This window comes from Microbacterium awajiense (assembly GCF_039536545.1).
Lineage (GTDB): Bacteria > Actinomycetota > Actinomycetes > Actinomycetales > Microbacteriaceae > Microbacterium > Microbacterium awajiense.
On sequence record NZ_BAAAYU010000005.1, the window covers coordinates 134,854 to 159,541 of the forward strand.

The following is a 24,688-nucleotide window of genomic DNA, read 5'->3' on the forward strand; positions in this document are numbered from 1 at the left end:
CTCACCGCTCGTCGAGCACCCGGTCGGCCAGGCCGTACGCGACCGCATCGGCGGCAGTGAAGACCCGGTCACGGTCGGTGTCGCGCCGCAGCTGTGCGGCATCCTTCCCGGTGTGGCGCGTGAGCACCGCCTCGACGTCGCCGCGGATGCGCACGAGCTCCTCGGCCTGCAGGATGAGGTCGGGGATCGCGCCCCGCCCCTGTCCCGCCGGCTGGTGCAGCACGACCCGTGCGTGGGGCAGCACGGCACGCTTGCCCGCCGCGCCCGCGGCGAGCATGACGGCGCCGACGCCGATCGCCTGGCCGACGACGGTCGTGGCCACGTCGGGCCGCACGTGCTGCATCGTGTCGTAGACGGCCAGCATCGCGGCCGGATCGCCGCCCTCGCAGTTGATGTAGAGCTGGATGTCGCGCTCGGGGCTGTCGGCGTCGAGATGCAGCAGCTGGGCGATCAGCGCGTTCGCGACGCCGGAGTCGATCCCGGTGCCGAGGTAGACCACGCGCTCGGCGAGCAGGTGCGAGTAGACGTCCATGATGCGGTCACCCCGCGGATGCGTCGCGACGACGTTGGGGATCGTGTACGAGCTCATGCCGCCACCCCGCTCGTGCTCTCGGCGGGAACGCCGAGTCCGGCGGCGCGGCGCCGGCGCGGCACGACCTGGGCGAAGTCGTCGACGATGCCGTCGATGAACCCGTAGTCGCGCGCCTGCTCGGCGGTGTACCAGCGATCGTGCAGCGAGTCCTCGAAGACGCGCTCGAGGGGCTGCCCGGTGTCGGCTGCGATGAGGGCGAGCACCGTGTCGCGGGTGTGACGCAGGTCGTCGGCCTGCACCTCGACCTCGACGGCGCTGCCGCCGATGCCGGCCGAGCCCTGGTGCATCAGGATGCGGGCGTGCGGCAGCGCCCGGCGCTTGCCCGGGGTGCCGGCCGAGAGCAGGAACTGCCCGGCGCTGCACGCGAGGCCGAGGGCCAGGGTGGCGACGTCGTTGGGGATCAGCCGCATGACGTCGCGGATGGCGAGCATCGACGGCACCGAGCCGCCGGGCGAGTGGATCCACAGGGCGATGTCGGCGACGTCGTCCTCGGCGGCGAGTGAGAGCAGCTGCGTCGTCAGCAGGGTGCCGTTGTCGTCGTCGAGGGCTCCGTCCAGCACGAGCACGCGCTGGTGGAAGAGCTCGCGGCGGGCCTCGGCACCGAAGCGGATGGGAGTGGGGTCATCGGTCATGCACCCAGCCTGCGCCGGTCACCGCCGGCAGCGCGCGCTGTTCCGCCGTCAGCGGCTCTGCCGGGAGCAGAAGTCTGCGGTCACGACCCGACGTCCACGGTCGAGCGGACGAGATTGCCCGCCCGGACGGCCATAAAGCGTACTTTCCTGTCCGCTCGACGGGCGGGGCCCCGTGTCTACTCCCACTCGATGGTGCCGGGGGGCTTCGAGGTGACGTCGAGTACGACGCGGTTGACCTCGCGCACCTCGTTGGTGATGCGGTTCGAGATGCGGGCGAGCACGTCGTAGGGCAGGCGTGTCCAATCGGCGGTCATCGCGTCCTCGCTCGAGACGGGGCGAAGGACGATCGGATGCCCGTACGTGCGACCGTCGCCCTGCACTCCGACCGAACGGACGTCGGCGAGCAGCACCACCGGGCACTGCCAGATCTCGCTGTCGAGGCCGGCGGCGGTCAGCTCGGCGCGGGCGATCGCATCGGCGTCGCGCAGGATGTCGAGCCTCTCGCCGGTGACCTCGCCGACGATGCGGATGCCGAGGCCCGGACCCGGGAACGGCTGCCGTCCGACGATGACCTCGGGCAGTCCCAGCTCGCGGCCGATCGCGCGCACCTCGTCCTTGAACAGGGTGCGCAGCGGCTCGACGAGCTCGAACTGCAGGTCTTCGGGAAGCCCGCCGACGTTGTGGTGGCTCTTGATGTTGGCTGCGCCCGAGCCGCCGCCCGACTCGACGACGTCGGGATAGAGCGTGCCCTGCACGAGGAAGCGGATGGGCTCGCCCTCTTCGGCGGCCTCGGCGATGAGGTCCGCCTCGGCCTGCTCGAAGACGCGGATGAACTCGCGTCCGATGATCTTGCGCTTCTGCTCGGGGTCGCTGACCCCGGCGAGCGCGGTGAGGAAGCGCTCGCGCGCGTCGACGGTCACCAGCCGCACCCCGGTCGAGGCGACGAAGTCGTTCTCGACCTGCTCGCGCTCGCCTTTGCGCAGCAGCCCGTGGTCGACGAAGATGCACACCAGCTGGTCGCCGACGGCCTTGTGCACCAGCGCCGCGGCCACGGCCGAGTCGACGCCACCGGACAGCCCGCAGATCACACGGCCGGTGCCGATCTGTCCGCGGATGCGCTCGACCTGCTCGGCGATGACGTTGCCGCTGTTCCAGTCGGCGGGCAGACCCGCGGCACGGTGGAGGAAGTTCTCGAGCACACGCTGGCCGAAGTCGGAGTGCTTGACCTCAGGATGCCACTGCACGCCGTACAGCCGACGCGAGTCGCTGCCGAAGGCGGCGACCGGGGTGGCACCGGTGCGGGCGAGCACGTCGAACCCGTCGGGTGCGCGCGAGACCTGGTCGCCGTGGCTCATCCAGACGTTCTGGGCGACGGGCTGGCCGTCGAAGAGAACGCTCTCGTCGTGCACGATGCTCGCATCGGTCGCGCCGTACTCGCGCAGGCCCGTGTTGGCGACCTCGCCGCCGAGGGCGCGCGCCATCACCTGGAAGCCGTAACAGATGCCGAGGGTCGGCACCCCCAGATCGAACACGCCCTCGTCGAGAGCGGGCGCCCCCGGCTCGTACACCGACGACGGGCCGCCCGAGAGGATGACGGCGACCGGATCGCGCTCGGCGATCTCGGCCGCGGACGCGGTGTGCGGCACGATCTCGCTGTAGACCCCGGCTTCGCGGACGCGGCGGGCGATCAGCTGGGCGTACTGGGCACCGAAGTCGACCACGAGGACGGGGCGCTGCGCGGTCTCGGTCTGCTCGGTCAACGCAGGTTCTCCGTGGGGATCGAGTGGGTCAGCGAGGAACGGTCGGCGCGCGTGTGCATCTCGTCCGCCTCGCGCTGCGCCAGGTAGGCGCGCACGTCGCGGGCGACCCGCACCTCGAGGAAGAACGAGAGCAGCGGGATGATGCCACCCGAGGCCAGAAGCAGGAAGCGCCAGAAGTTCCAGCGCATCAGGCTCCACACACGGAAGCACGCGAACAGGTAGACGACGTAGAACCAGCCGTGGGCGATGAGGATGCCCAGCGACAGGTTGAGTCCGTCACCGGTCGACTCGTGCCCCTCGGGGCCCTCGACGACGGGCGCCCACCACAGGAAGCCGCCCGAACCTCCGAGGTACAACTCGAGGCCGAACGCATACTTCATGACCATCTCGCCGACCAGCAGCAGCAGCATCGTGCCGGTGATCACCGAGCAGATCTGGTAGAACCGCAGCGCTCCGCGGATCGCCGGGAAGGACGAGAGCTTGGGGGCGGCGGGCATGCGCCTATCCTACCCGGGGTCGAGCGGGGCTCCGGGGGGATGCCGCCGGTCAGGATGCCGCGGCATCCTCGAGCTCTTCGACTTCCTTCTCCCACGCGTCACGGGCCAGTCGGTACCAGATGTAGAACGCGAAGCCCGCGAACACGGCCCACTCCGCGGCGTAGAAGAGGTTGAGCCAGTTCACCGCCGATCCGGCCGCCGGTGGAGGCGACGAGATGTCGGCCAGGCCGGCATCGGCGGAGTCGGAGACCAGATAGGGCCGGTAGACGTCGAGCCCCTCGACATCGTGCCAGCGGCCCAGCAGGGCGGCCGGCGACATCCTGATCATCTCCTGCGGGTCCGCGCCCGGCGGCGGCGGCAGCGGTCCCTCGTCCGAGACGAGCCGACCGGTCAGCGTCACCGTCGTGCCGACGGTGCCTTCGAGCTGGGCCGCCGCAGCGAGCGCGTCGTCCTCGGTGGCGGCGAAGCCGATCGCGACCGCGAGCGAGGTGGGTTCGGATGCCTCGGTCAGCCGCAGCTGCCCGGTCACCCAGTACCCCTCGACGCCGTCGTTGTAGCGACCCGTGACCGGCAGGAAGTCGGCGCCGATCCACGTGCCGGACACCTCGACCCGCTGGCCGACGAACGGCTCGGGCAGGTACTCCCCCGGCTGCACGATCTCGGAGATCGGCCGCACCTGCTCGGTCTCACCCTCGGCGACCTGGGCCTCGGTGATCGCTCGGCCCAGCTGCCACTGGCCCAGCCACGCGAACACACCGGCGACGACGAGGCACAGCAGCAGCATCCCGATCCACCACGGGCGCAGCATGACCTCGCGCAGGGTGGGCGGGAAGACCTCGGTGGGGGCGGTCATCCCGAGCCGTACGGGGCGACGACGACCTCGACGCGCTGGAACTCCTTCAGGTCGGAGTACCCGGTCGTCGCCATCGACTTGCGCAGCGCCCCGATGAGATTCGCGGTGCCGTCCGCGACCGGTGCGGGACCGTAGAGCAAGGCGTTCAGGTCGCACACCTGCTCGACGGCGACGCGGCGGCCGCGGGGAAGCTCTGCATGGACGGCCTCGGAACCCCAGTGGAAGCCCCGGCCGGGGGCATCCGTCGTCCGCGACAGGGCGACGCCCAGCATGACGGCGTCGGCGCCCATCGCGAGCGCCTTGACGATGTCGCCCGATGTGCCCACCCCGCCGTCCGCGATGACGTGCACATAGCGGCCACCCGACTCGTCGAGGTAGTCGCGGCGGGCGCCGGCGACGTCGGCGACCGCGGTCGCCATGGGCGCGTGGATGCCGAGGGTCGCGCGCGTGGTGGATGCCGCGCCGCCCCCGAAGCCCACGAGCACACCGGCCGCGCCCGTGCGCATGAGGTGCAGCGCTGCGGTGTAGGTCGCGGCGCCGCCGACGATGACGGGCACGTCGAGGTCGTAGATGAACTTCTTGAGGTTCAGCGGCTGGTCGACGCTGGACACGTGCTCGGCGGACACCGTGGTGCCGCGAATGACGAACAGGTCGACGCCCGCGGCGACGACGGTCTCGTACAGATCCTGCGTGCGCTGCGGCGTCAGGGCGCCGGCGACGGTGACGCCCGCGGCGCGGATCTCGGCGAGGCGGTCACGCACGAGCTCGGGCTTGATGGGCTCGCTGTAGAGCTCCTGCATCCGGCGTGTGGCGTCGGCGTCGTCGAGCGACGAGATCTCGACCAGGTGAGGCTCGGGGTCGTCGTAGCGGGTCCACAGCCCCTCGAGGTCGAGGACGCCGAGTCCGCCGAGCTTGCCGATCGCGATCGCCGTCTTCGGGCTCACGACCGAGTCCATCGGTGCGGCCAGCACGGGGATCTCGAACGGGAACGCGTCGATGGTCCATGCCGTCGACACGTCTTCGGGGTTGCGGGTGCGCCGCGACGGGACGACCGCGATGTCGTCGAACGTGTAGGCGCGGCGTGCGCGCTTGGCCCGGCCGAGTTCGATCTCCATGGTCACGGGCCCAGCCTACCTGCCGGGCGTCGGTCGTCCTCGGCTCAGCGTCGGCGCACGACGCGGCCTTCGTCCCACACCGCCGTGTCGCTCTCGGTCACCGTTCCATCGGCGCCGAAGACGAGGAACCGGTCGAACGAGCGGGCGAACCAGCGGTCGTGGGTGACGGCGAGCACGGTGCCGTCGAAGCGACGCAGCGCGTCCTCGAGCGCCTCGGCCGAGACGAGGTCGAGGTTGTCGGTCGGCTCGTCCAGCAGCAGCAGTGTCGCCCCCGACAGCTCGAGCAGCAGGATCTGGAATCGCGCCTGCTGCCCGCCCGAGAGGGTGTCGAAGGTCTGCTCGGCCTGAGCGACGAGACCGTAGCGGTCCAGCGCGCCGCTGGCGGCGTCTCGGGGCATGCCCTTCCGGGCATCCTCACCGCGATGAAGGATGTCCAGCAGCGAACGTCCGGCGAACTCGGGATGCCGGTGGGTCTGCGCGAACCATCCCGGGACCACTCGTGCACCCAGCACGGCGCGGCCGGTGTGGGCGACGGGATCGAGGCCGGCGCCGACGGCGGTGACGTGGCCGAGGCGTCCGTCGGGATCGGTGCCGCCTCGGGCGAGCAGCCGCAGGAAGTGCGACTTGCCCGACCCGTTCGACCCGAGCACGGCGATGCGGTCGCCGTACCAGATCTCGGCGTCGAACGGCTTCATGAGCCCGGTCAGCTCGAGCCGCTCGGCGACGATGGCGCGGCGCCCGGTGCGCGCTCCGCGCAGGCGCAGGTCGAGCTGCTGCTCGGGCGGGCGCTCCTGCGGCGGACCGGCCTCCTCGAACCAGCGCAGCCGGGTCTGCGCCGCACGGTAGCGCGACGCGAAGCCGTCGTCGGCGGTCGCCTTGACCTTCAAGGCCGCGACCAGCTTCTTGAGCTTCGCGTGCTGCTCGTCCCACCGGCGGCGCAGCTCGTCGAGGCGATCCATCCTCTCCTCACGAGCTCGGTGGTAGGTGCCGAAGCCGCCGCCGTGCACCCACGCGGTGCTGCCCGCGCCGCCGGGCTCGAGCGTCACGATCCGGTCGGCGGCGCGCGCCAGCAGCTCGCGGTCGTGCGAGACGAGCAGCACGGTCTTGGACGTCTCGCGCAACCTGCCCTCGAGCCATCGCTTGCCCGGCACGTCCAGGTAGTTGTCGGGCTCATCCAGCAGCAGCACGTCGTCGGCGCCGCGCAGCAGCGCCTCCAGCGCGAGGCGCTTCTGCTCGCCCCCCGACAAGGTCGTGAGATCGCGGTAGCGGGCGCGCGCGAACTCGATTCCGAGCGCGGCGACCGTGCAGGCGTCCCACATGGTCTCGTAGTCGTACCCGCCCGCCTCGGCGTAGTCGGCGAGCGCGCCGGCGTAACGCATCTGGGTGTCGGTGTCGTCGTGCTCGATGATCGCGACCTCGGATGCCGCCAGCTCGAGCGCCGCGCGCCGAACCCGGTCGGGTGCGACCGAGACGAGCAGGTCCTCGACGGTGGCGCCCTCCTCACCGTGTCCGACGAACTGGTCCATCACCCCCAGCGCACCGCCGATGCCGATCGACCCGGCCCGGGGCGCGACCTCGCCGCGGATCATCCGCAGCAGTGTCGTCTTGCCCGCACCGTTCGGGCCGATGAGCGCCGTCGTCGCGCCGTCGGTGACCCGGAACGAGAGCTCGTCGAGCAGCGGCCGGCCGTCGGGCAGCGCGAACGAGACGCCGTTGACGTCGATGTGGCCCATGGCGCTCCCCTCGCTCCAGTGCGATCGGACGCGAGGGAGCCGATCAGTTTATCCGGCCGGGATGCGCGCCGTCATCACGCGGCGGCGTACCGTCCCGACTTGATCGCGCGCTCGCGCGCCTTCGCGGCCTCTTCCTCGCGGTTCTTCGGCGGAGCCGAGGTGACGAGGTCGTCCAGCAGGTGCTGAGTGGCGTGCTCGATCGCGGCGACCGCGCGGTCGAAGGCCTCCTGGTTCGCCTTCGACGGCTTGGTGGTGCCGGCGATCTTGCGCACGTACTGCAGCGCGGCGGCGTGCACCTCATCCGAGGTCGCGGCCGGCTCGAAGTTGTGAAGGGTGTGGATGCTGCGGCACATGGCGACGACGATACGCCGGGCCGCGGCATCCGTCACCCGTGTTCGGTCACGGCACCCCGCCGCGCGAGAACACGCGTGAGCAGCGGGTCGAGGGCGAAGATGAGGAAGCCGATCGAGCCGATGAACGGGGCGAGCACGACCACCGCCGCGCTGAGGATCAGCGCGCTGAACGCGGCCCGACCCGCCCGTGCCGCGCTCTCGGGGGTCAGGTCGGGCATCAGCTCGGCGCGGTGGCGGCGGGCCCACTCCCCTTGGAGCGCGCCGAACAGGATCGCGCCGAAGAAGGTGAGGGGCATCGCGAGGCGCCCCGCCAGGAAGTCCGAGTAGTCGGTGGTGAGGGTGGTCGCGAACGGCACGAGCACGATGAACAGCAGCCGGAAGTTGTTGAGCCACACGATCACCGAGTCCACGCGTTGGATGTGCTCGAACTGCTGCACGTGGGTCATCCACAGTAGACACAGCAGCAGGAAGCTCAACGCGAAGGTGGCGAACAGCGGCCACATGCCGACGAGGGCGGCCCACAGCGCGGCATCCGTCGTCACCTCGCCGAACGTGTGCGTCGTGAGGTCGAGCACGAGCAGCGTCGCGGCGATCGCGAACACGCCGTCGGTGAACGCCTCCAGGCGCGTCGCCCCCTGCGTGGCCGCCGGATGCCTGCGCTGCCGGATCATGGCGACAGCTTAAGGCCGCGCCCGCCGGCCCCGCCGCGGCACCCCCTGCACCGAGTTCGGAGAGTCTGACGAACCTCGGAGCCGATCGCGGATTCGAGTCCGAGGTTGTTGAGATTCTCCGGAGTTCATGCCGCGGGCGAGGGTCACGCGAGGTGCAGGCCCGCGGCGACAGCGCGGCGGATGACACGCTCCACTCCCGGGCGATCGCGCACGACCTGGTGATAGCTGAAGCGCAGCACCGTGTAGCCGCGCAGACGCAACTCCGCGTCGTGCGCGATGTCCGCGCCGCGCTGCGCGGAGGACGAGTGGAACTCGTACGCGACCGCCGGCTTCGGCGGCCGCCACAAGATCCGCCGGAGCCTGCGGCAGCGTGATCCATGCGCGCCGGATCATTCGGGCCGCCCCCGCGCGGACGAACGCGCGGACGCCGGCGGCCGGGAACCCCGCCCGCAGCGCTTCGTGGCGGTGCGCGATCCCTTCGCGCTGCATCAGCCAGGCTTCGAGCATCCCCACACGATGGCCCGCGTCACGGTGGCCGCGTGCGTGGGAACGTCAGTCTGTGGACGCCTCGCGCTCGATCCGCGGCTGGGGACGAGCCGAAGTTCGTGCCGGCGCCCGGCGCCGGGCGGGCTACCGCTTGTAGTTGGGCGCCTCGACCACGATCTGCACGTCGTGCGGGTGCGATTCCTTGAGGCCCGCCGACGTGATGCGCACGAACTTGCCCTTGGCCTTCAATTCGTCCACCGTGCGCGCTCCGACGTAGAACATCGACTGCCGCAGGCCCCCGACCAGCTGGTAGGCGACCGCCGAGACCGGGCCCCGGTACGCGACCTGACCCTCGATGCCCTCGGGGATGAGCTTGTCGTCGCTGGGGACGTCGGCCTGGAAGTAGCGGTCCTTCGAGTACGAGGTCTTCTTGCCGCGCGTCTGCAGTGCACCGAGCGAGCCCATGCCGCGGTAGAGCTTGAACTGCTTGCCGCCCTGGAAGACGACCTCGCCGGGCGACTCGTCGGTGCCCGCCAGCAGCGATCCGATCATCACCGTGTCGGCGCCCGCGACGAGGGCCTTGGCGATGTCACCCGAGTACTGCAGACCGCCGTCGGCGATGACCGGGATGCCGGCCTCGCGCGCCGCGAGGGATGCCTCGTAGATCGCCGTGACCTGCGGCACCCCGACACCGGCGACGATGCGCGTCGTGCAGATCGAGCCGGGTCCGACCCCCACCTTGACGGCGTCCACGCCGGCGTCGATGAGGGCCTGGGCGCCCTCGCGGGTCGCCACGTTGCCGCCGATGACGTCGATGTGGGCGAACGAGGGGTCTGCCTTGATGCGGCGCACCATGTCGATCACGCCGGCGGACTGCCCGTTGGCGGTGTCGACGACCACGACGTCGACACCGGCGTCGCGCAGGGCCACCGCGCGGTCCCACGCGTCGCCGAAGAAGCCGATCGCCGCGCCCACCCGCAGGCGGCCGTGCTCGTCCTTGGTCGCCAGCGGATACTTCTCGCTCTTGTCGAAGTCCTTGATGGTGATCAAGCCGGCGAGCTTGCCGTCGCCGTCGATCAGCGGCAGCTTCTCGACACGGTGCTCGGCGAACAGCGCGATCACTTCGTTCGCGCCGATCCCCACCATGCCCGTGACCAGGCCCTCGCTCGTCATGACGTCCTTGACGAGGGTCGTCTGCCGCTCGAAGCCAGAGACGAAGCGCATGTCGCGATTGGTCACGATCCCGACCAGACGCCCCTCGTGGTCGACGACCGGCAGACCCGAGATGCGGTACTGCGCGCACAGCGCGTCGACCTCGTCGATCGTCGCGTCGGGCGTGGTGGTGATCGGGTCGGTGATCATCCCCGACTCGCTGCGCTTGACGCGGTCGACCATCGCAGCCTGGTCGGCGATCGAGAGATTGCGGTGGATGATCCCTATGCCGCCCTCACGCGCGATCGCGATCGCAAGACGCGTCTCGGTCACGGTGTCCATCGCCGCCGACAGCAGCGGCGTCGCCACGGTGATGCGCCGCGTGACGCGGCTCGAGGTGTCGGCCTCGCTGGGGATCACATCGGTGTGACCTGGCAGCAAGAGGACGTCGTCGTAGGTCAGTCCGACGAAGCCGAAGGGGTCCTGGTGCTCCATGAATTCTCCTGCGCGCGCGGCGCGTTGCTCGAGGTGGACGACGACGGCCGAGCGCGCGTGCGCTCATACACGATTCTAAGCGCGGCGGCAACGCATGCATTCCCCTTTGCGTCCGAATGCCGCCGGGTCGCGATTCGGTCACGTATCGCGCGCGAAACACCGCCGACACACTATGGTCGTAACGTCGTTCATCACGGCGGATGCGACCCGACTCCTGGGTGTCCGTCGTGCCGCACTGGGAGGTTTCGTTGGGTCCTACGACTGAATCGGCGTTGAATCGCGGGCGCGCGAGAACCGTCGCCGCACTCGTCGCCTTGTTCCTGCTCGTGGTGGGGTTCTTCCTCACCTCCACTCCCGCATCGGCGGCCGACGACGAGAACCCGTACCGCATCAGCGGCAACGTGCAGCTCGACGGCGAGCCGCTCGCGGGAGTCGTGCTCACCGTCGACGGCCCCGGAGGGCTGCAGGAGGTCGAGACCGATGAGAACGGGCAGTGGCGCATCGGCGTGCCCGAACGGGGCGAGGTCTACATCGTCACGCTCGACGAGAACACCCTGCCCGAGGGCATCGCGGTGGTCGACGAGGCGTCCGAGCAGCCCAATGTCCGCGAGGTGGAGATGGGGCAGGGCGGCAGAGCGACCGTCAACTTCTTCATCGGCGAGGGCGAACGCAACGTCACGAGCTTCTTCGACCAGTTCGTCCAGCGCATCGTGCAGGGCGTCAGCTTCGGCCTGATGCTCGCACTCGCTGCCGTCGGGCTCACGCTCGTGTACGGCACGACGGGTATCTCGAACTTCGCACACGGCGAGATGGTGACCTTCGGCGCCGTCGCCGCGCTCATGCTCGTCGGCCCCGCCAGTCTCGCGTTGCCCGTGTGGCTGGGGTATCCGCTGGCGGTCCTCCTCAGCGCCGGCCTCGGCCTGGTGCTGGACGCCATTCTGTGGAGACCATTGCGAAGACGAAGGGTCGGCGTCGTCCAGCTGATGATCGTGAGCATCGGTCTGTCGCTGGCGATGCGCTACCTGTACCAGTTCTTCATCGGCGGTGGCACCGAGCAGCTGCCGGGGGCCTCGGCCGAGAAGATCCCCCTGTTCGGGGCGGTCCAGCTGAGCGTCATCGACCTGGTCTCGCTGGGGATCTCCATCATCGTCATCATCGCGTTCGCGCTCTGGCTGACACGCTCCCGCATCGGAAAGGCGACGCGGGCGATCTCGGACAACCCGTCGCTGGCGGCGGCATCCGGCATCGACGTGGACTTCGTGGTCCGCGTCGTGTGGATCGTCGCCGGCGCGCTCGCGGGTCTCGCCGGCATCCTGTACGCCTACTACCGCCCCGGCATCCGCTGGGACATGGGAGCGCAGATCCTGCTCCTGATGTTCGCGGCGGTCGTGCTCGGCGGTCTGGGAACCGCGTACGGCGCGCTCGTGGGTGCACTGATCGTCGGCATCCTGGTCGAAGCATCGAGCCTGTGGATCCCCGCCGACCTCAAGTACGCGAGCGCCCTGTTCATCCTCATCGTGATCCTGCTGTTCCGGCCACAGGGAATCCTCGGCCGACGCGAGAGAATAGGTTAAGGCGCACTCATGAACTGGTTGCAGATTCTCTCCAACTCGGCTTCGTCCATCCTCAGCCCGGCGACGATCGGCTACGCCCTCGCCGCCCTCGCGCTGGCCATCCACTTCGGCTTCGCGGGACTGATCAACATGGGCATCGCGGGCTTCATGGCCATCGGCGCCTACGGCTACGCGATCTCGATCCTCACGTTCGGCCTTCCCTGGTGGGTCGCGGCGCTGATCGGACTCATCGGAGCGGCGATCTTCGCCCTCATCCTCGGCATCCCGACGCTGCGGCTGCGCGGCGACTATCTCGCGATCGTGACGATCGCGGCCGCCGAGGTGGTGCGCCTGCTGTTCCTCACGACGGCGTTCGACGACATCACCGGCTCGGCCGACGGCCTGAGCGGGTACCACTCGAGCTTCCGCTCGGCGAACCCGATCCCGCCCGGTGTGTACGGCTTCGGACCGTGGACGTACAACGAGACCCAGTGGTGGGTGCGCATCGTGGGCCTGATCACGCTCGCGGTCGCCGTCCTCGTCGTCTGGCTCGTCACCCGCAGCCCTTGGGGCCGCGCACTCAAGGGCATCCGTGAAGACGAGGACGCCGTGCGCTCGCTCGGCAAGAACGTCTTCGCCTACAAGATGCAGGCGCTCGTGCTCGGTGGCGTCATCGCCGCCGCCGGTGGCATCGTGTACGCGCTGCCGTCGGCCATCAGCCCCGGTGTCTACGTCACCTCGCTCACGTTCTTCATCTGGACGGCGCTGCTGCTCGGCGGCGCGGCGACGGTCTTCGGCCCGCTGCTGGGCTCGCTGATCTTCTGGGTGCTGCAGACGTTCCTCTCGAACGTGCTGCCGGCCATGGCGGCGGCGGGCCTGCTGTTCGGCATGTCGGCGATCCAGGCGGCGACGCTGCGGTTCATCCTCGTGGGCGTCGCACTGATGCTCCTCGTGATCTTCATGCCGCAGGGCCTCCTCGGCAACAAGAAGGAGCTGACCTTTGTCAAGTGACATGACACCCAGCGAAGACGCCGTCGCGGCCGAGTCCGCCGACGAGTCGACGATGACGTCGCCGACACCGCGTCCGAAGACGACCGGCCTGCACGTGGGCGACCCCGCACCGGGCGTCGCCAAGGTCGACCCGATCATCGTCGCCGACAACGTGCGCCGCTCGTTCGGCGGCGTCCACGCCGTCGACGTCGACCACCTCGAGATCCCCCGCGGCGCGATCACGGCGCTCATCGGCCCGAACGGCGCCGGCAAGACGACTCTGTTCAACCTGCTCACCGGCTTCGACAAGCCCAATGAGGGCACGTGGAGCTTCGACGGCCACTCCCTCTCGGGTGTGGCGGCCTACAAGGTCTCGCGGATGGGTCTGGTGCGCACGTTCCAGCTCACCAAGGCCCTCGGCCTGCTCACGGTGATGGAGAACATGAAGCTCGGCGCGAAGAACCAGCGCGGCGAGAAGTTCTGGTCGAGCCTGATCCCGCCGCTGTGGCGGTCGCAGGACGACGAACTCGAAGACCGCGCGATGGAGCTGCTCAAGCGCTTCAAGCTCGACACCAAGGCGGACGACTTCGCCGCGAGCCTCTCGGGCGGGCAGCGGAAGCTGCTCGAGATGGCGCGGTCGCTCATGACCGAGCCGACCCTCGTCATGCTCGACGAGCCGATGGCCGGTGTGAACCCGGCGTTGACGCAGTCGCTGCTCGATCACATCCTCAACCTGAAGGACGAGGGCATGACGGTGCTGTTCGTCGAGCACGACATGCACATGGTCCGCCACATCGCGGACTGGGTCGTCGTGATGGCCGAGGGCAAGATCGTCGCCGAAGGCGACCCGCACGAGGTCATGCGCGACCCCGCTGTCATCGACGCCTACCTCGGGGCGCACCAGGATGTCGACCTCGGTCATGTCACCGGCCGGATCCCGACGGTCGGAGGCGACGCGCCGTCGTCGATGACCGCGGACGAGATCGTCGCCGAGGCCGAGGCCGAAGAGGAAGCCGTCCGCAAGTCGCAGGAGAAGCACAAGTGAGCGCCGTCAGCACCGACACCCCCGTGGTCCTCATCGAGGACGTCCATGCCGGCTATCTTCCGGGCGTCAACATCCTCAACGGCTGCAACATGATCGTCCATCAGGGCGAACTCGTGGGCATCATCGGCCCCAACGGTGCAGGGAAGTCGACGCTGCTCAAGGCGATCTTCGGTCAGGTCAACGTCCGCAGCGGCTCGATCACGCTCGAGGGCGATGACATCACCGGCCTGAGGGCGAACAAGCTCGTCGCCCGCGGCGTGGGCTTCATTCCTCAGACCAACAACGTGTTCCCGAGCCTCACGATCGAGGAGAACCTGCAGATGGGGCTCTACCAGGCCCCGGGCAAGTACAAGGAGCGCCTGGAGTTCGTGACGGGCATCTTCTCGGAGCTGGGCGGACGTCTCAAGCAGCGTGCCGGCTCGCTCTCGGGCGGTGAGCGCCAGATGGTCGCGATGAGCCGTGCGCTCATGATGGACCCGAAGGTGCTGCTGCTCGACGAGCCGTCGGCCGGACTGTCTCCGGTGCGCCAGGACGAGGCGTTCATCCGCGTCTCCGAGATCAACAAGGCAGGAGTGACCTGCATCATGGTCGAGCAGAACGCCCGTCGTTGCCTGCAGATCTGCGACCGCGGCTACGTGCTCGACCAGGGCCGCGACGCCTACACCGGCAGCGGACGCGACCTGCTGAACGACCCCAAGGTCACCGAGCTGTACCTCGGCACCCTCGGCGCCTGACACGCACCCGACGAAAGGGGGCGGATGCTGCGGCATCCGCCCCCTTCTCGTTGCGCCGCGAGGTCGCTCACAGCACCAACGCGAAGGGCCCCGGTCCGAAGACCGGGGCCCCTGCGTGGTGATGTGGATCAGCCGGCGTAGGCCGCGTAGGTGTTGTCGTCACCGTACTCGTAGATACCGATCGACGCCTCGGTCGGGTCGCCGACCTCGTCGAAGGTGATCGGGCCGGAGATGCCGTCGTAGTCGGCGACACCGCCACCGACGATGATGTCGGCGCACTCGGCGTAGTTCGAGCACTTCTCGCCGTCACCGGAACCACCGGAGACCTCGATCAGCTTCTCGGCGATGGCCGACGCGTCGGTCGAACCGGCAGCCAGGCTGGCCAGCGCGAGCAGCACGACCGCGTCGAACGACTCGGCGGCGTAGCTGTACTCCTCGAGCGGGTCCATGCCCTCGGCTGCGACGAACTCGTCGAGTCCGCCGGTGAAGTCGGCGATCGAGTCGATCGTCAGACCGGGCAGCGTGCCCTTCGAGCCGGTGAGCGAGCCCTCGGGGAACTCGTCGCCGAAGTTCGACAGGTTGCCGTCGACGAAGTACATCTTGTCGGCGGGGAACTGACCGAACAGGCTCGGCAGGATCGTCGTGATCTCCTCGAACGTGATCAGGGCGATCGCGTCGGGGTCGGCCGCGAGGACCTCGCTGATCTGCGCGTCGAAGCTCGTGTCACCCGTGTTGTAGGTGGGAGCGGCGACGACCTCGCCACCGGCGGCCTCGAAGGCCTCGGTGACGTACTTGGCGAGTCCGGTGCCGTACGAGTCGTTCAGCACGATCATGCCGAGCGTCTGGTTGCCGTCCTCGGCGATCAGGTTGCCGAGCACCTCACCCTGCAGGACGTCGGACGGAGCGGTACGGAAGTACAGCCCGTTGTCGTCGTAGGTGGTGAAGGCATCCGAGGTGTTGGCGGGCGAGAACTGGATCACGCCGGCGCCGGTCACCTGGTCGATGAACTGCAGCGAGACACCCGACGAGGCCGCACCGATGATGGCCGAGACATCCTCGCCCAGCAGGCGCGGGATCTCGGTCTCGTAGGCCTTGTTGTCGGTGTCGCCCGAGTCGCCGTAGACGACGTCGATGGTGAGACCGGTCTCCTCCGAGACCTCGTTGATCTGCGACGCGGCGTAGGCGACGCCCGCCTCTTCCGGCGGGCCGAGGAAGGCCAGGTTGCCGGTCTGGGGCAGAGCCGTGCCGACCTTGAGGGTCAGCTCATCCATCGGCTCCGACGGCTCGCTGGTGGACTCGCCACCGCCGCCGCCGGCGCAGCCGGCCAGAATAAGCGCGCTGGCTCCGGCCACGGCGATACCGCCGAAGACCTTGCCTGCACGCGAACGTGTGAAGACGCTCATGTTGCTCCTTGCTGTGTATGAACGCGGGTGAGGCCCCGGGCGGCCTCCCCAGTTCGTCTAACCTATCGGCGCACTCGTCTCACGTGTGTTGCCTTTCGTTAACGATGTGTAACGGACCCGAATCGTTATCAAACGCAATGCGAGAGGGCGAATTCACCCTCCCACCTCGGGAATACCCCTGGAGGGTATCGTGTTGTCGACGGGGATGCCACAGACCGGCATCGGCCCGAACGAGCATCGATGAGGAGACATGATGACCGAGACGCGTGAGTACCGCGTGACAGGAATGACGTGCGGACACTGCGAGCGCGCCGTCCGCTCCGAGGTGTCCGATCTCGCCGGCGTCGACTCCGTCGCCGTCGACGCCGAGACCGGGATGCTGCGGCTGGTCGCTGCCCCGCCGGTGACGGATGCCGCGGTGCTGGCCGCCGTCGACGAGGCCGGCTATCGCGCGGAGCGCGTCTGATGTCGTCCGCCCTGCCGCGGGCGCAGGGCGAGCGGGTCGAACTCGAGATCGGGGGCATGACCTGCGCGTCGTGCGCCGCACGCATCGAGAAGCGGCTCAACCGCATCGACGGCGTGGTCGCGTCGGTGAACTACGCCACCGAGAGGGCCGTCGTGCTGGGGCCCGCAGGGCTCGACGCGACCACCCTCATCCACGAGGTCGAGAAGACGGGCTACACGGCGGCCGAGCCGCGGCCCGACGCCGCGCCGGCGACCGATCGCGAGCTGTCGGGGCTGCGCGCGCGCCTCATCGGCTCGGCAGTGCTGGCGGTGCCGATCATCCTGCTCGCGATGATCCCGCCCCTGCAGTTCCCGGGATGGCAGTGGGCGTCGCTCGTTCTCGCCGCTCCGGTGGTGACGTGGGGTGCGTGGCCGTTCCACCGCGCCGCGTGGGTCAACCTGCGCCACGGCGCCGCGACCATGGACACCCTGATCTCGATCGGCGTGAGCGCGGCGTTCCTGTGGTCGCTGTACGCCCTCTTCTTCGGCGGGGCCGGTGAGATCGGCATGACCCACGGCTTCGAATGGGTCATCACCCCCGGAGCCGGTGCGGACGCCGTCTACTTCGAGGTCGCCGCGGGGGTCACTGCGTTCGTGCTCGCGGGACGATTCATCGAGGTGCGCTCGAAGCGCCGGGCGGGCGCGGCGATGCGCGCCCTGCTCGAACTCGGCGCGAAGGACGTCACGATCGTGCGCGACGGCGTCGAGCTGCGGATGCCGGTGGAGGCGCTGCGCGTCGGAGACCTCTTCGCCGTCCGCCCCGGCGAGCGGATCGCCACCGACGGCATCGTCGTCTCAGGGATCTCGGCGGTCGACGCGAGCATGGTCACGGGCGAGTCGATGCCGGTCGAGGTGGGGCCGGACTCGAGCGTGATCGGTGCGACGGTCAACGCCGACGGCCGGATCCTCGTGCGTGCCACGCGCGTCGGCGCCGACACCCAGCTCGCGCAGATGGCGCAGCTCGTCGAGCAGGCGCAGTCGGGCAAGGCGCACGTCCAGCGTCTCGCCGACCGCATCTCGGCGGTCTTCGTCCCCATCGTGCTGGCGCTCGCCGTCGTGACCGCGGCGGTGTGGCTGCTGCTGGGCGCACCGGTCGAGTCGGCGCTGACGGCGTCCGTCGCGGTGCTCATCATCGCGTGCCCGTGCGCACTGGGTCTGGCGACGCCGACCGCGCTGCTGGTCGGAACGGGTCGCGGCGCTCAGCTGGGCGTCCTGATCCGCGGCCCCGAGGTGCTGGAGTCCACACGGCGCGTCGACACGATCGTGCTCGACAAGACCGGCACCGTCACAGCGGGACGTATGTCGCTGGTCGCGGTGAGCGCGCACGGCGCGACCGAGAGCGCCGTGCTGCGGGTCGCCGGGGCGCTCGAGCAGGCATCCGAGCATCCGATCGCCGCGGCGATCGCCGACGCCGCGCGACGCTGCGGTCCGCTCGCCGAGCCCGGCGGCTTCCGCAGCCGGACCGGACTCGGCGTGGTCGGCGTGGTGGACGGCCTCGACGCGATGGTCGGCAGCCCGCGTCTGTTCGCCGAAGCGGGATGGACCATCGATGCCGCAGCCGTCGAAGCCCGTACCGACGCCGAACGCGCGGGCGCGACCGCGGTGCTGGTCGGATGGGACGGCGCCGTGCGGGGCGTGCTCGCCGTGGCCGACGAGCTCAAGCCGACGAGCGCCGACGCGGTCGCAGGGCTGCGCGCCCTGCACCTCGAACCGCGCCTGCTCACCGGCGACAACGCCGACACCGCGCGCGCGGTCGCCGATCAGGTCGGGATCACCGAGGTGACCGCCGGGGTGCTCCCGCACGAGAAGGTCGCGGTGATCGAACAGTTGCAGGCACGGGGGAAGGTGGTCGCGATGGTCGGCGACGGCGTCAACGACGCCGCAGCCCTTGCTCAGGCCGACCTCGGCATCGCCATGGGCACCGGGACGGATGCCGCGATCGAGGCGTCCGACATCACCCTGGTGCGCGGCGATCTGCGCAGCGCCGTCGACGCGATCCGTCTCGCGCGCGCGACGTTGCGGACCATCCGTACGAACCTGTTCTGGGCGTTCGCATACAACGTGGCCGCGATCCCGCTCGCCGCGCTGGGTCTGCTAAATCCCATGATCGCCGGCGCGGCGATGGCCGCCTCGAGCGTGTTCGTCGTGGGCAACAGCCTGCGTCTGCGATCGTTCCGCAGCGAAGAGGTCGCGCGATGAGCGATCACACCCACCACGACATGGCCGGCGACCACGTCGGGCAGTTCCGGCGGCTGTTCTGGATCATGCTCGTGCTGGCCGTGCCGGTCGTGGTCTTCTCGGGCGGCTTCTCGATGATCCTCGGCTATGCGCTTCCCGACTCCGGGATCGTGCCGTGGATCTCACCCGTGCTCGGCACCGTGATGTATGCGTGGGGCGGGCGTCCGTTCCTGACCGGCGCCGTGTCCGAGCTGCGCTCGCGGACCCCGGGCATGATGCTGCTCATCGGGCTCGCCATCACGGTGGCCTTCCTCGCCTCCTGGGGCGCATTCCTCGGGCTGCTCGACCACCACCTCGACTTCTGGTGGGAACTCGCGCTGCTGATCGTGATCATGCTGCTCGGCCATTGGATCGAGATGCGCTCGCTCGCCCAGACGATGTCGGCGCTCGACTCGCTCGCCGCGCTGCTGCCCGACGAAGCCGAGCGGGTCGAGGGCGACAGCGTGGTGACGGTCTCCCCCGCCCAGCTGCGCGTCGGCGACGTCGTGGTCGTGCGACCCGGCGGTGCCATCCCCGCCGACGGCACGGTCGTCGACGGACGTGCCGATGTCGACGAGTCCATGATCACCGGCGAGTCCCGCCCGGTCGAACGCGGCCGCGGTGATGCGGTCACGGCCGGGACGGTCGCCACCGACTCGGGACTGCGTGTGCAGATCACCGCCGTCGGCGACGACACCGCGCTCGCCGGCATCCAGAGACTGGTCTCCGAGGCGCAGAGCTCGAGCTCGCGTGCGCAGCTGCTCGCCGATCGGGCGGCGGGTTGGCTGTTCTGGTTCGCACTCGGCGCTGCGGTGCTGACCGCGATCGTCTGGTCGGCGATCGGGATGCCCGACGAGGCGGTCGTCCGCACGATCACCGTGCTGGTGATCGCGTGCCCCCACGCCCTCGGACTGGCGATCCCCCTCGTCGTGGCGATCGCGACCGAGCGGGCGGCCCGTGCCGGTGTGCTGGTGAAGGACCGCCGGGCACTCGAGTCGATGCGTCTGGTCGACACCGTGCTGTTCGACAAGACCGGCACCCTGACGAAGGGCCGTCCGACGGTCGTCGAGGTCAGCGGCGGCGAAGGACGCGATGCCGTACTGCGGCTCGCCGCGGCAGCCGAGGGCGACAGCGAGCATCCGCTGGCCCGGGCGATCGTTCGCGCCGCCGGGGGCCTGGACGTGCCGCGTGCGACCGACTTCGCCTCGTCTCCCGCTGTCGGCGTCTCAGCGCAGGTCGACGGCGAGACGATCCGCGTGGGCGGGCCGCGCCTGCTGGACGAGCGCGGGCTCAGCGCGACCGCGCAGGCCCAGGGCCGGCAGGCCGAAGGCCGCACGGTGCTGCACGTGCTGCGCGGCGATGAGATCGTCGGCGCCATCGCGCTCGGCGACGAAGTGCGGGAGGAGTCGCGGGAGGCCGTCGCGGCGCTGCGCGCCCGCGGCGTCGAGGTGGTCATGATCACCGGCGACGCCGAGCCGGTCGCCGCGGCGGTCGCCGACGAGCTCGGCATCACCCGGTTCTACGCCGGGGTGCGCCCCGAGGACAAGGCGTCGACCGTCGCCGAGCTGCAGGGCGAAGGGCGCTCGGTCGCCATGGTCGGCGACGGGGTGAACGACGCTCCCGCGCTCGCGCAGGCCGACGTCGGCATCGCGATCGGTGCGGGCACCGACGTCGCGATCGCGTCGGCGGGTGTCATCCTCGCCGGTGACGATCCCCGCGCCGTGCTGTCCATCATCGAGCTGTCGGGTGCGAGCTATCGCAAGATGCGACAGAACCTGTGGTGGGCCGCCGGCTACAACCTGCTGTCGGTGCCGCTCGCCGCCGGAGTACTGGCGCCGATCGGCTTCGTGCTGCCGATGTCGGTCGGTGCGATCCTCATGTCGCTGTCGACCGTGGTCGTCGCCCTCAACGCGCAGCTGCTGCGCCGCATCGACCTCGATCCCGCGCACGTCGCCGGCGCCGCGCGGAACCACGCCCCGGAAGGAGCACCCGCATGACCGAGACGGCCGCCGCCGAGCACACGCACGGCTACATCACCGACAAGGACCGCTACCTCAACCGCCTCAAGCGCATCGAGGGACAGGTGCGCGGCATCCACCGCATGGTCGACGACGAGAAGTACTGCATCGACATCCTGACGCAGATCAGCGCGCTCACCAGCGCCCTGGAGGCGGTCGCGGTCGGCCTGCTCGACGACCATCTGCGGCACTGCGTCGTCGATGCGGCGCGCGCGGGCGGCAACGAGGCGGACGAGAAGATCACCGAGGCCACGCAGGCCATCGCGCGGCTGGTGCGCTGAGCCCGCGCATCAGCCCACGCGTGCGGTGCGGCGCGCGTGGCGCAGCGAGTCGACGGTCAGCACGATGAGCGCCAGCCACACGAGCCCGAACCCGATCCAGCGCTCGACGGGCATCGGCTCGTCCAGCACCCAGACTCCGATGGCGAACTGGAGGATCGGCGCGACGAACTGCAGAAGGCCGATGACGGTGAGGGGCGCGCGGCGGGCGCCCGCCGCGAAGAACAGCAGCGGCACCGCCGTCACCACGCCGGCGAGGCTCAGCAGCACGGCGTGACCGACACCCGCCGAGCCGAAAGCGATCCCACCGGTGGCCGCGACGAACACCAGGATCCCGATGGCGACCGGCGAGAGCCACATCGACTCGAGCGTCAGCCCGCTGACGGCGTCGACGGCCGGCCCGATGCGCTTCTTGACCAGACCGTACACGCCGAACGAGCCGGCGAGCACCAGCGCGATCCAGGGAACCGATCCGTAGGCGACGACGATGACGCCCACGGCGACCAGCGAGATGCCGATCGCGACCCACTGCGTCACGCGCAGCCGTTCACGCAGCACGAGCACGCCGAGCAGGACGGTGACGATGGGATTGATGAAGTAGCCCAGGCTCGCTTCGATGACGTGGTCTGACAGCGCGGCGCCGACGTACACCATCCAGTTGACGAAGATGAGCCCGCCCGCCAGTGCCGTCAACGCCATCAATCGCGGTCGGCGCATGACCCGGGTCAGCCGCCGCCACGTGCGCGTCACGGTCAGCAGCAGCGCGCAGAACACGAGCGAGAGCAGGATGCGCCACGCCACGATCTCAGCGGGCCCGGCCGGCGCGAGCAGCAGGAAGTAGAGCGGCAGCAGCCCCCACAGCACGTACGCGGTCAGCGCGTACACGCCGCCCCGCAGCTGCTCGCGCGCAGGGTCGGGCTGTGCGGGAACCGGGACACCGGCGGTGGCGAGAGCGGACTCGCCGAGATCGGGGGCCTCTGCCGGACCGTCGGGTTCGGCGTCGGCGGGGGTGCGGCTCACCGCCTCAGCCTAGGGCGGCAGGAACAGCACGAGGGTCGGATGCCGAAGCATCCGACCCTCGTGTTCGCGTTGCGAAGGATCAGCGGACGACGACCGCGAGCACATCGCGGGCCGAGAGCACCAGGTACTCGTCGGCGCCGAACTTGACCTCGGTGCCGCCGTACTTGCTGTAGATCACGCGGTCGCCGACGGCGACGTCGAGCGGCACGCGGTTGCCGTTGTCGTCGATACGGCCCGGGCCCACGGCCACGACCTCGCCCTCCTGGGGCTTCTCCTTGGCGGTGTCGGGGATGACGAGACCACTCGACGTGGTCTGCTCGGCCTCGACCTGCTGGATGACGATGCGGTCCTCGAGCGGCTTGATGGAAACCGACACGGTCTACCTCTTCTTTCCTTAGAGACTGAAGACTCGTTAGCACTCTGATGGTGAGAGTGCTGATGGCAAGTCTAGGGGCGTGTTGGCACTCTCGCAACGTGAGTGCCAATGCGCACGGACGGGCGCGCGATCGGCGCGAGGTGATCGCGATGTATCAGCGCCGATCGTCTCCACTCTGGATGAACGGGCCCGTCATCTGCCGACGCCGGTCTTACAAAATGTCGGACGCGGTGGTAGACAGATGCCGGGGGATTCCTCGTCTCGTTCTTGGGGGAACAAGAGACATGAGAACACATCACCAATACTGGCTCGCCGTCGATCTGGGGACGACACGGACGGCGGCGGCGACCGCGTGCGTCGCCGCCGACCGCAGCTTCACCGCATCGGCGTTCCCGCTCGGAAGGAAGTCGGACACGGCACCGAGCGTCGTCTTCGCGAGCGATGACGAGCTGCTCTTCGGCGAGTCCGCCGAGCGGCGCGGACTGGCGCAGCCCGATCGACTCATCCGCGAGTTCAAGCGCCGCGTCGGCGATGACGTGCCGATCGTCGCGGGTCGGCAGCAGTTCACCCCTGAAGAGCTGTACGCGCAGATGGTCGGCTGGGTCGTCCGGTCGGTGACCGAGCGCGAGGGCGGCCGTCCGGAGTCGGTCGCGGTCACGGTTCCCGTCACGTGGGAGGGCCATCGACGCGGACTGCTCGCGGCCGCCCTGTCGAGGCACATCTCCCATCCCGTCGAGCTGATCTGCGAGCCGGAGGCCGCCGCGCGGCACTACGCGGCCACGCGCGCCGTCGAAGCCGACCGTGCGCTCGCGGTGTACGACCTCGGCGGCGGCACCTTCGACGGCGCCGTCCTGCGTCGGGACAGCGACGGCGCACTGCATCTGCTCGGGGCACCGATCGGCATCGCCGACTTCGGCGGCGCCGACTTCGACGACCTCGTCCTGCGCCACGCCCTCGACACCGCCGGCCTCTCCATCGCGGAGCTGTCCGCCGATCCGAACGCCCGCGTCGCGCTCGCCGCGCTGCGGCGGGAGTGCACCGAGGCGAAGGAAGCGCTCTCGTTCGACTCGGATGTCGTCATCCCCGTGCTCCTCGACGGAGCGCCCTCGACGGTGCGCCTGACCCGCTTCGAGTTCGAGACCATGATCCAGCCGGGCGTGGAGCGTACGATCGACGCTCTCGACCACGCTCTCGAGATGAGTGCGGTGGCGCCCGACGACCTGCAGGCGATCGTGCTCACGGGCGGCTCGTCCCGCATCCCGCGCATCGCCGAGATGCTCTCCGAACGTTTCGACCGCCCCATCGCCGTGGACACCGATCCGAAAGCGGTGGTCGCGCTGGGTGCCGCGCGCGCGATCGCCGAGGCGGCCGGGGCAATGCCGATCCCGCTCGTCACCGACACGGCTTCGGCGTCCGCCGCCGAGGCGCCGGCGGTCTTCCCGGTGCCGGACGAGACGTCGGTCCCGCCCCGCAAGAGCTGGGCGCGCCGCGGTGCGTCGTATGCCGCCATGAGCGCAGGCGTCCTCGCCCTGACCAGCGGAATCGTCCTGGCCAGCGCGACCGGCGTCGGATCGGGTGTGGCCACCGAGGCGGAGGACGACACCCCCTCGCTCGCGGTCTGGCTGGGCCTGGACCTGCTCGGTGCGAGCTCGGCGATCGCCGATGAGCACGACGCCGTCGATCCGACGGCGTCGCCGGCCGCCGACGACGAGGATGCCGATCAGCCCGATTCCGCGGCACCCGCACCCGCCCCGGTGCTCGGGCCGGTCAACAAGGTCACGAACCCGCGCTCGCAGAACGTGCCTCAGCGCAGCTCGTCGTCGCCGAGGCCGTCACGGTCGAGTTCGAGCCCGTCCTCTGCGAGCTCGTCTTCCGGATCGAGCGGCGGAAGCTCGGGTGGATCGTCGCCGGCGGACTCGGCGACGCCGCCCACCTCGTCGCAGCCGACGTCGACTCCGACGCCCACACCCACACCGACGCCGACGCCGACTCCCGCGCCGCCCGCACCGGATCCGACACCGGACCCGCCCGCGCCCGACCCGACACCGGACCCGCCCGCACCCGACCCGACACCGGACCCGCCCGCACCCGACCCGACACCGGACCCGCCCGCACCCGACCCGACACCGGACCCGCCCGCACCCGACCCGACACCGGACCCGCCCGCACCCGACCCGTCGCCGTCGCCGACCGATCCGACCTGAGCCGACG

General features: G+C 70.1%; 23 protein-coding genes. 9 read left to right on the top strand and 14 right to left on the bottom strand.

From position 1 onward, the window contains the following. Position 1 precedes the first annotated feature (1 nt). The 11 genes from ABD663_RS07425 to guaB form a co-directional block, all read right to left on the bottom strand. Entirely contained in the window at positions 2-589 is a 588-nt protein-coding gene (locus ABD663_RS07425) for a ClpP family protease (RefSeq protein WP_344737338.1), read from the bottom strand. Next, positions 586-1,224, bottom strand: a complete 639-nt coding sequence (locus ABD663_RS07430; protein WP_344737339.1) for a ClpP family protease — start codon at positions 1,222-1,224, stop codon at positions 586-588. Before ABD663_RS07430 ends, ABD663_RS07425 begins: the two co-directional genes overlap by 4 nt. 176 nt (positions 1,225-1,400) lie before the next feature. Next, on the bottom strand, positions 1,401-2,984 hold the full coding sequence (gene guaA, locus ABD663_RS07435) for a glutamine-hydrolyzing GMP synthase (protein ID WP_344737340.1): 1,584 nt from the start codon (positions 2,982-2,984) through the stop codon (positions 1,401-1,403). After that, complete coding sequence (locus ABD663_RS07440; protein ID WP_344737341.1) at positions 2,981-3,481, bottom strand: DUF3817 domain-containing protein; 501 nt, start codon at positions 3,479-3,481, stop codon at positions 2,981-2,983. The genes guaA and ABD663_RS07440 overlap by 4 nt, the downstream gene beginning before the upstream one ends. Before the next feature lie 49 nt (positions 3,482-3,530). Beyond that, positions 3,531-4,334 (bottom strand): SURF1 family cytochrome oxidase biogenesis protein, encoded by an 804-nt coding sequence (locus ABD663_RS07445; protein WP_344737342.1) that lies wholly within the window; start codon positions 4,332-4,334, stop codon positions 3,531-3,533. Beyond that, positions 4,331-5,449, bottom strand: coding sequence for a GuaB3 family IMP dehydrogenase-related protein (locus ABD663_RS07450; RefSeq protein WP_344740188.1), 1,119 nt, complete (start codon positions 5,447-5,449; stop codon positions 4,331-4,333). Before ABD663_RS07450 ends, ABD663_RS07445 begins: the two co-directional genes overlap by 4 nt. A 44-nt stretch (positions 5,450-5,493) precedes the next feature. Beyond that, the gene (locus ABD663_RS07455; RefSeq protein WP_344737343.1) at positions 5,494-7,182 is read right to left on the bottom strand and encodes an ABC-F family ATP-binding cassette domain-containing protein; all 1,689 of its coding nucleotides are present in this window, start codon (positions 7,180-7,182) and stop codon (positions 5,494-5,496) included. A 74-nt stretch (positions 7,183-7,256) separates the two neighbouring features. Then, the gene (locus tag ABD663_RS07460; protein WP_344737344.1) at positions 7,257-7,535 is read right to left on the bottom strand and encodes a DUF2277 domain-containing protein; all 279 of its coding nucleotides are present in this window, start codon (positions 7,533-7,535) and stop codon (positions 7,257-7,259) included. A gap of 32 nt (positions 7,536-7,567) precedes the next feature. Next, positions 7,568-8,206, bottom strand: a complete 639-nt coding sequence (locus ABD663_RS07465; protein ID WP_344737345.1) for a TMEM175 family protein — start codon at positions 8,204-8,206, stop codon at positions 7,568-7,570. Positions 8,207-8,349: 143 nt separating this feature from the next. After that, positions 8,350-8,553: a DUF559 domain-containing protein gene (locus ABD663_RS07470; protein ID WP_344737346.1), complete on the bottom strand. Its 204-nt coding sequence runs from the start codon at positions 8,551-8,553 to the stop codon at positions 8,350-8,352. A gap of 283 nt (positions 8,554-8,836) precedes the next feature. After that, the gene (guaB, locus tag ABD663_RS07475) at positions 8,837-10,339 is read right to left on the bottom strand and encodes an IMP dehydrogenase (RefSeq protein ID WP_344737347.1); all 1,503 of its coding nucleotides are present in this window, start codon (positions 10,337-10,339) and stop codon (positions 8,837-8,839) included. 272 nt (positions 10,340-10,611) lie between these two features. Between guaB and ABD663_RS07480 the strand changes: the two genes are divergently transcribed. Genes ABD663_RS07480 through ABD663_RS07495 form a run of 4 tightly spaced genes read left to right on the top strand, consistent with a single transcriptional unit; the run spans position 10,612 to position 14,661 of the window. After that, on the top strand, positions 10,612-11,913 hold the full coding sequence (locus ABD663_RS07480; protein WP_344737348.1) for an ABC transporter permease subunit: 1,302 nt from the start codon (positions 10,612-10,614) through the stop codon (positions 11,911-11,913). A gap of 9 nt (positions 11,914-11,922) precedes the next feature. Beyond that, positions 11,923-12,903 (top strand): branched-chain amino acid ABC transporter permease, encoded by a 981-nt coding sequence (locus tag ABD663_RS07485; RefSeq protein WP_344737350.1) that lies wholly within the window; start codon positions 11,923-11,925, stop codon positions 12,901-12,903. A gap of 52 nt (positions 12,904-12,955) precedes the next feature. Beyond that, positions 12,956-13,927 carry an ABC transporter ATP-binding protein gene (locus ABD663_RS07490; protein WP_344740190.1) on the top strand — a complete coding sequence of 324 codons (972 nt, stop codon included), beginning with the start codon at positions 12,956-12,958 and terminating at the stop codon, positions 13,925-13,927. Further along, the gene (locus tag ABD663_RS07495) at positions 13,924-14,661 is read left to right on the top strand and encodes an ABC transporter ATP-binding protein (protein ID WP_344737351.1); all 738 of its coding nucleotides are present in this window, start codon (positions 13,924-13,926) and stop codon (positions 14,659-14,661) included. The genes ABD663_RS07490 and ABD663_RS07495 overlap by 4 nt, the downstream gene beginning before the upstream one ends. A 128-nt stretch (positions 14,662-14,789) precedes the next feature. On the opposite strand, the gene ABD663_RS07500 is transcribed toward ABD663_RS07495, so the two are convergent. Further along, on the bottom strand, positions 14,790-16,064 hold the full coding sequence (locus ABD663_RS07500) for an ABC transporter substrate-binding protein (protein ID WP_344737352.1): 1,275 nt from the start codon (positions 16,062-16,064) through the stop codon (positions 14,790-14,792). A 253-nt stretch (positions 16,065-16,317) separates the two neighbouring features. On the opposite strand from ABD663_RS07500, the gene ABD663_RS07505 reads away from it, so the two are divergent. From ABD663_RS07505 to ABD663_RS07520, 4 genes are read left to right on the top strand one after another with little or no spacing between them, the layout of a single operon-like run. Continuing rightward, complete coding sequence (locus ABD663_RS07505; RefSeq protein WP_344737354.1) at positions 16,318-16,530, top strand: heavy-metal-associated domain-containing protein; 213 nt, start codon at positions 16,318-16,320, stop codon at positions 16,528-16,530. Continuing rightward, the gene (locus ABD663_RS07510) at positions 16,530-18,767 is read left to right on the top strand and encodes a heavy metal translocating P-type ATPase (protein ID WP_344737356.1); all 2,238 of its coding nucleotides are present in this window, start codon (positions 16,530-16,532) and stop codon (positions 18,765-18,767) included. Before ABD663_RS07505 ends, ABD663_RS07510 begins: the two co-directional genes overlap by 1 nt. Beyond that, positions 18,764-20,782, top strand: a complete 2,019-nt coding sequence (locus ABD663_RS07515) for a copper-translocating P-type ATPase (protein ID WP_344737357.1) — start codon at positions 18,764-18,766, stop codon at positions 20,780-20,782. The genes ABD663_RS07510 and ABD663_RS07515 overlap by 4 nt, the downstream gene beginning before the upstream one ends. Then, on the top strand, positions 20,779-21,084 hold the full coding sequence (locus ABD663_RS07520) for a metal-sensitive transcriptional regulator (RefSeq protein WP_344737359.1): 306 nt from the start codon (positions 20,779-20,781) through the stop codon (positions 21,082-21,084). The genes ABD663_RS07515 and ABD663_RS07520 overlap by 4 nt, the downstream gene beginning before the upstream one ends. A 9-nt stretch (positions 21,085-21,093) precedes the next feature. On the opposite strand, the gene rarD is transcribed toward ABD663_RS07520, so the two are convergent. Together rarD and groES are read right to left on the bottom strand one after the other, a co-directional pair. Further along, a complete protein-coding gene (gene rarD, locus ABD663_RS07525; protein ID WP_344740193.1) occupies positions 21,094-21,978 on the bottom strand; it encodes an EamA family transporter RarD in 885 nt (294 codons plus the stop codon). A gap of 202 nt (positions 21,979-22,180) precedes the next feature. Further along, positions 22,181-22,477, bottom strand: coding sequence for a co-chaperone GroES (gene groES / locus ABD663_RS07530; RefSeq protein ID WP_135063578.1), 297 nt, complete (start codon positions 22,475-22,477; stop codon positions 22,181-22,183). 284 nt (positions 22,478-22,761) lie between these two features. Here groES and ABD663_RS07535 point away from each other — a divergent pair, with 284 nt between their 5' ends. Next, complete coding sequence (locus tag ABD663_RS07535) at positions 22,762-24,681, top strand: Hsp70 family protein (protein ID WP_344737363.1); 1,920 nt, start codon at positions 22,762-22,764, stop codon at positions 24,679-24,681. Positions 24,682-24,688 lie beyond the last annotated feature (7 nt).

Excerpts from the sequence above, each read along its gene's own strand:
- ABD663_RS07505 (WP_344737354.1), top strand. The coding sequence starts at position 16,318 with ATGACCGAGACGCGTGAGTACCGCGTGACAGGAATGACGTGCGGACAC.
- ABD663_RS07520 (WP_344737359.1), top strand. The coding sequence starts at position 20,779 with ATGACCGAGACGGCCGCCGCCGAGCACACGCACGGCTACATCACCGAC.
- ABD663_RS07440 (WP_344737341.1), bottom strand. The coding sequence starts at position 3,481 with ATGCCCGCCGCCCCCAAGCTCTCGTCCTTCCCGGCGATCCGCGGAGCG.
- ABD663_RS07535 (WP_344737363.1), top strand. The coding sequence starts at position 22,762 with ATGAGAACACATCACCAATACTGGCTCGCCGTCGATCTGGGGACGACA.
- ABD663_RS07445 (WP_344737342.1), bottom strand. The coding sequence starts at position 4,334 with ATGACCGCCCCCACCGAGGTCTTCCCGCCCACCCTGCGCGAGGTCATG.
- ABD663_RS07430 (WP_344737339.1), bottom strand. The coding sequence starts at position 1,224 with ATGACCGATGACCCCACTCCCATCCGCTTCGGTGCCGAGGCCCGCCGC.
- ABD663_RS07425 (WP_344737338.1), bottom strand. The coding sequence starts at position 589 with ATGAGCTCGTACACGATCCCCAACGTCGTCGCGACGCATCCGCGGGGT.
- ABD663_RS07465 (WP_344737345.1), bottom strand. The coding sequence starts at position 8,206 with ATGATCCGGCAGCGCAGGCATCCGGCGGCCACGCAGGGGGCGACGCGC.
- ABD663_RS07450 (WP_344740188.1), bottom strand. The coding sequence starts at position 5,449 with ATGGAGATCGAACTCGGCCGGGCCAAGCGCGCACGCCGCGCCTACACG.
- ABD663_RS07515 (WP_344737357.1), top strand. The coding sequence starts at position 18,764 with ATGAGCGATCACACCCACCACGACATGGCCGGCGACCACGTCGGGCAG.
- ABD663_RS07510 (WP_344737356.1), top strand. The coding sequence starts at position 16,530 with ATGTCGTCCGCCCTGCCGCGGGCGCAGGGCGAGCGGGTCGAACTCGAG.
- ABD663_RS07460 (WP_344737344.1), bottom strand. The coding sequence starts at position 7,535 with ATGTGCCGCAGCATCCACACCCTTCACAACTTCGAGCCGGCCGCGACC.
- ABD663_RS07490 (WP_344740190.1), top strand. The coding sequence starts at position 12,956 with ATGACGTCGCCGACACCGCGTCCGAAGACGACCGGCCTGCACGTGGGC.
- guaB (WP_344737347.1), bottom strand. The coding sequence starts at position 10,339 with ATGGAGCACCAGGACCCCTTCGGCTTCGTCGGACTGACCTACGACGAC.
- ABD663_RS07485 (WP_344737350.1), top strand. The coding sequence starts at position 11,923 with ATGAACTGGTTGCAGATTCTCTCCAACTCGGCTTCGTCCATCCTCAGC.
- ABD663_RS07500 (WP_344737352.1), bottom strand. The coding sequence starts at position 16,064 with ATGAGCGTCTTCACACGTTCGCGTGCAGGCAAGGTCTTCGGCGGTATC.
- ABD663_RS07455 (WP_344737343.1), bottom strand. The coding sequence starts at position 7,182 with ATGGGCCACATCGACGTCAACGGCGTCTCGTTCGCGCTGCCCGACGGC.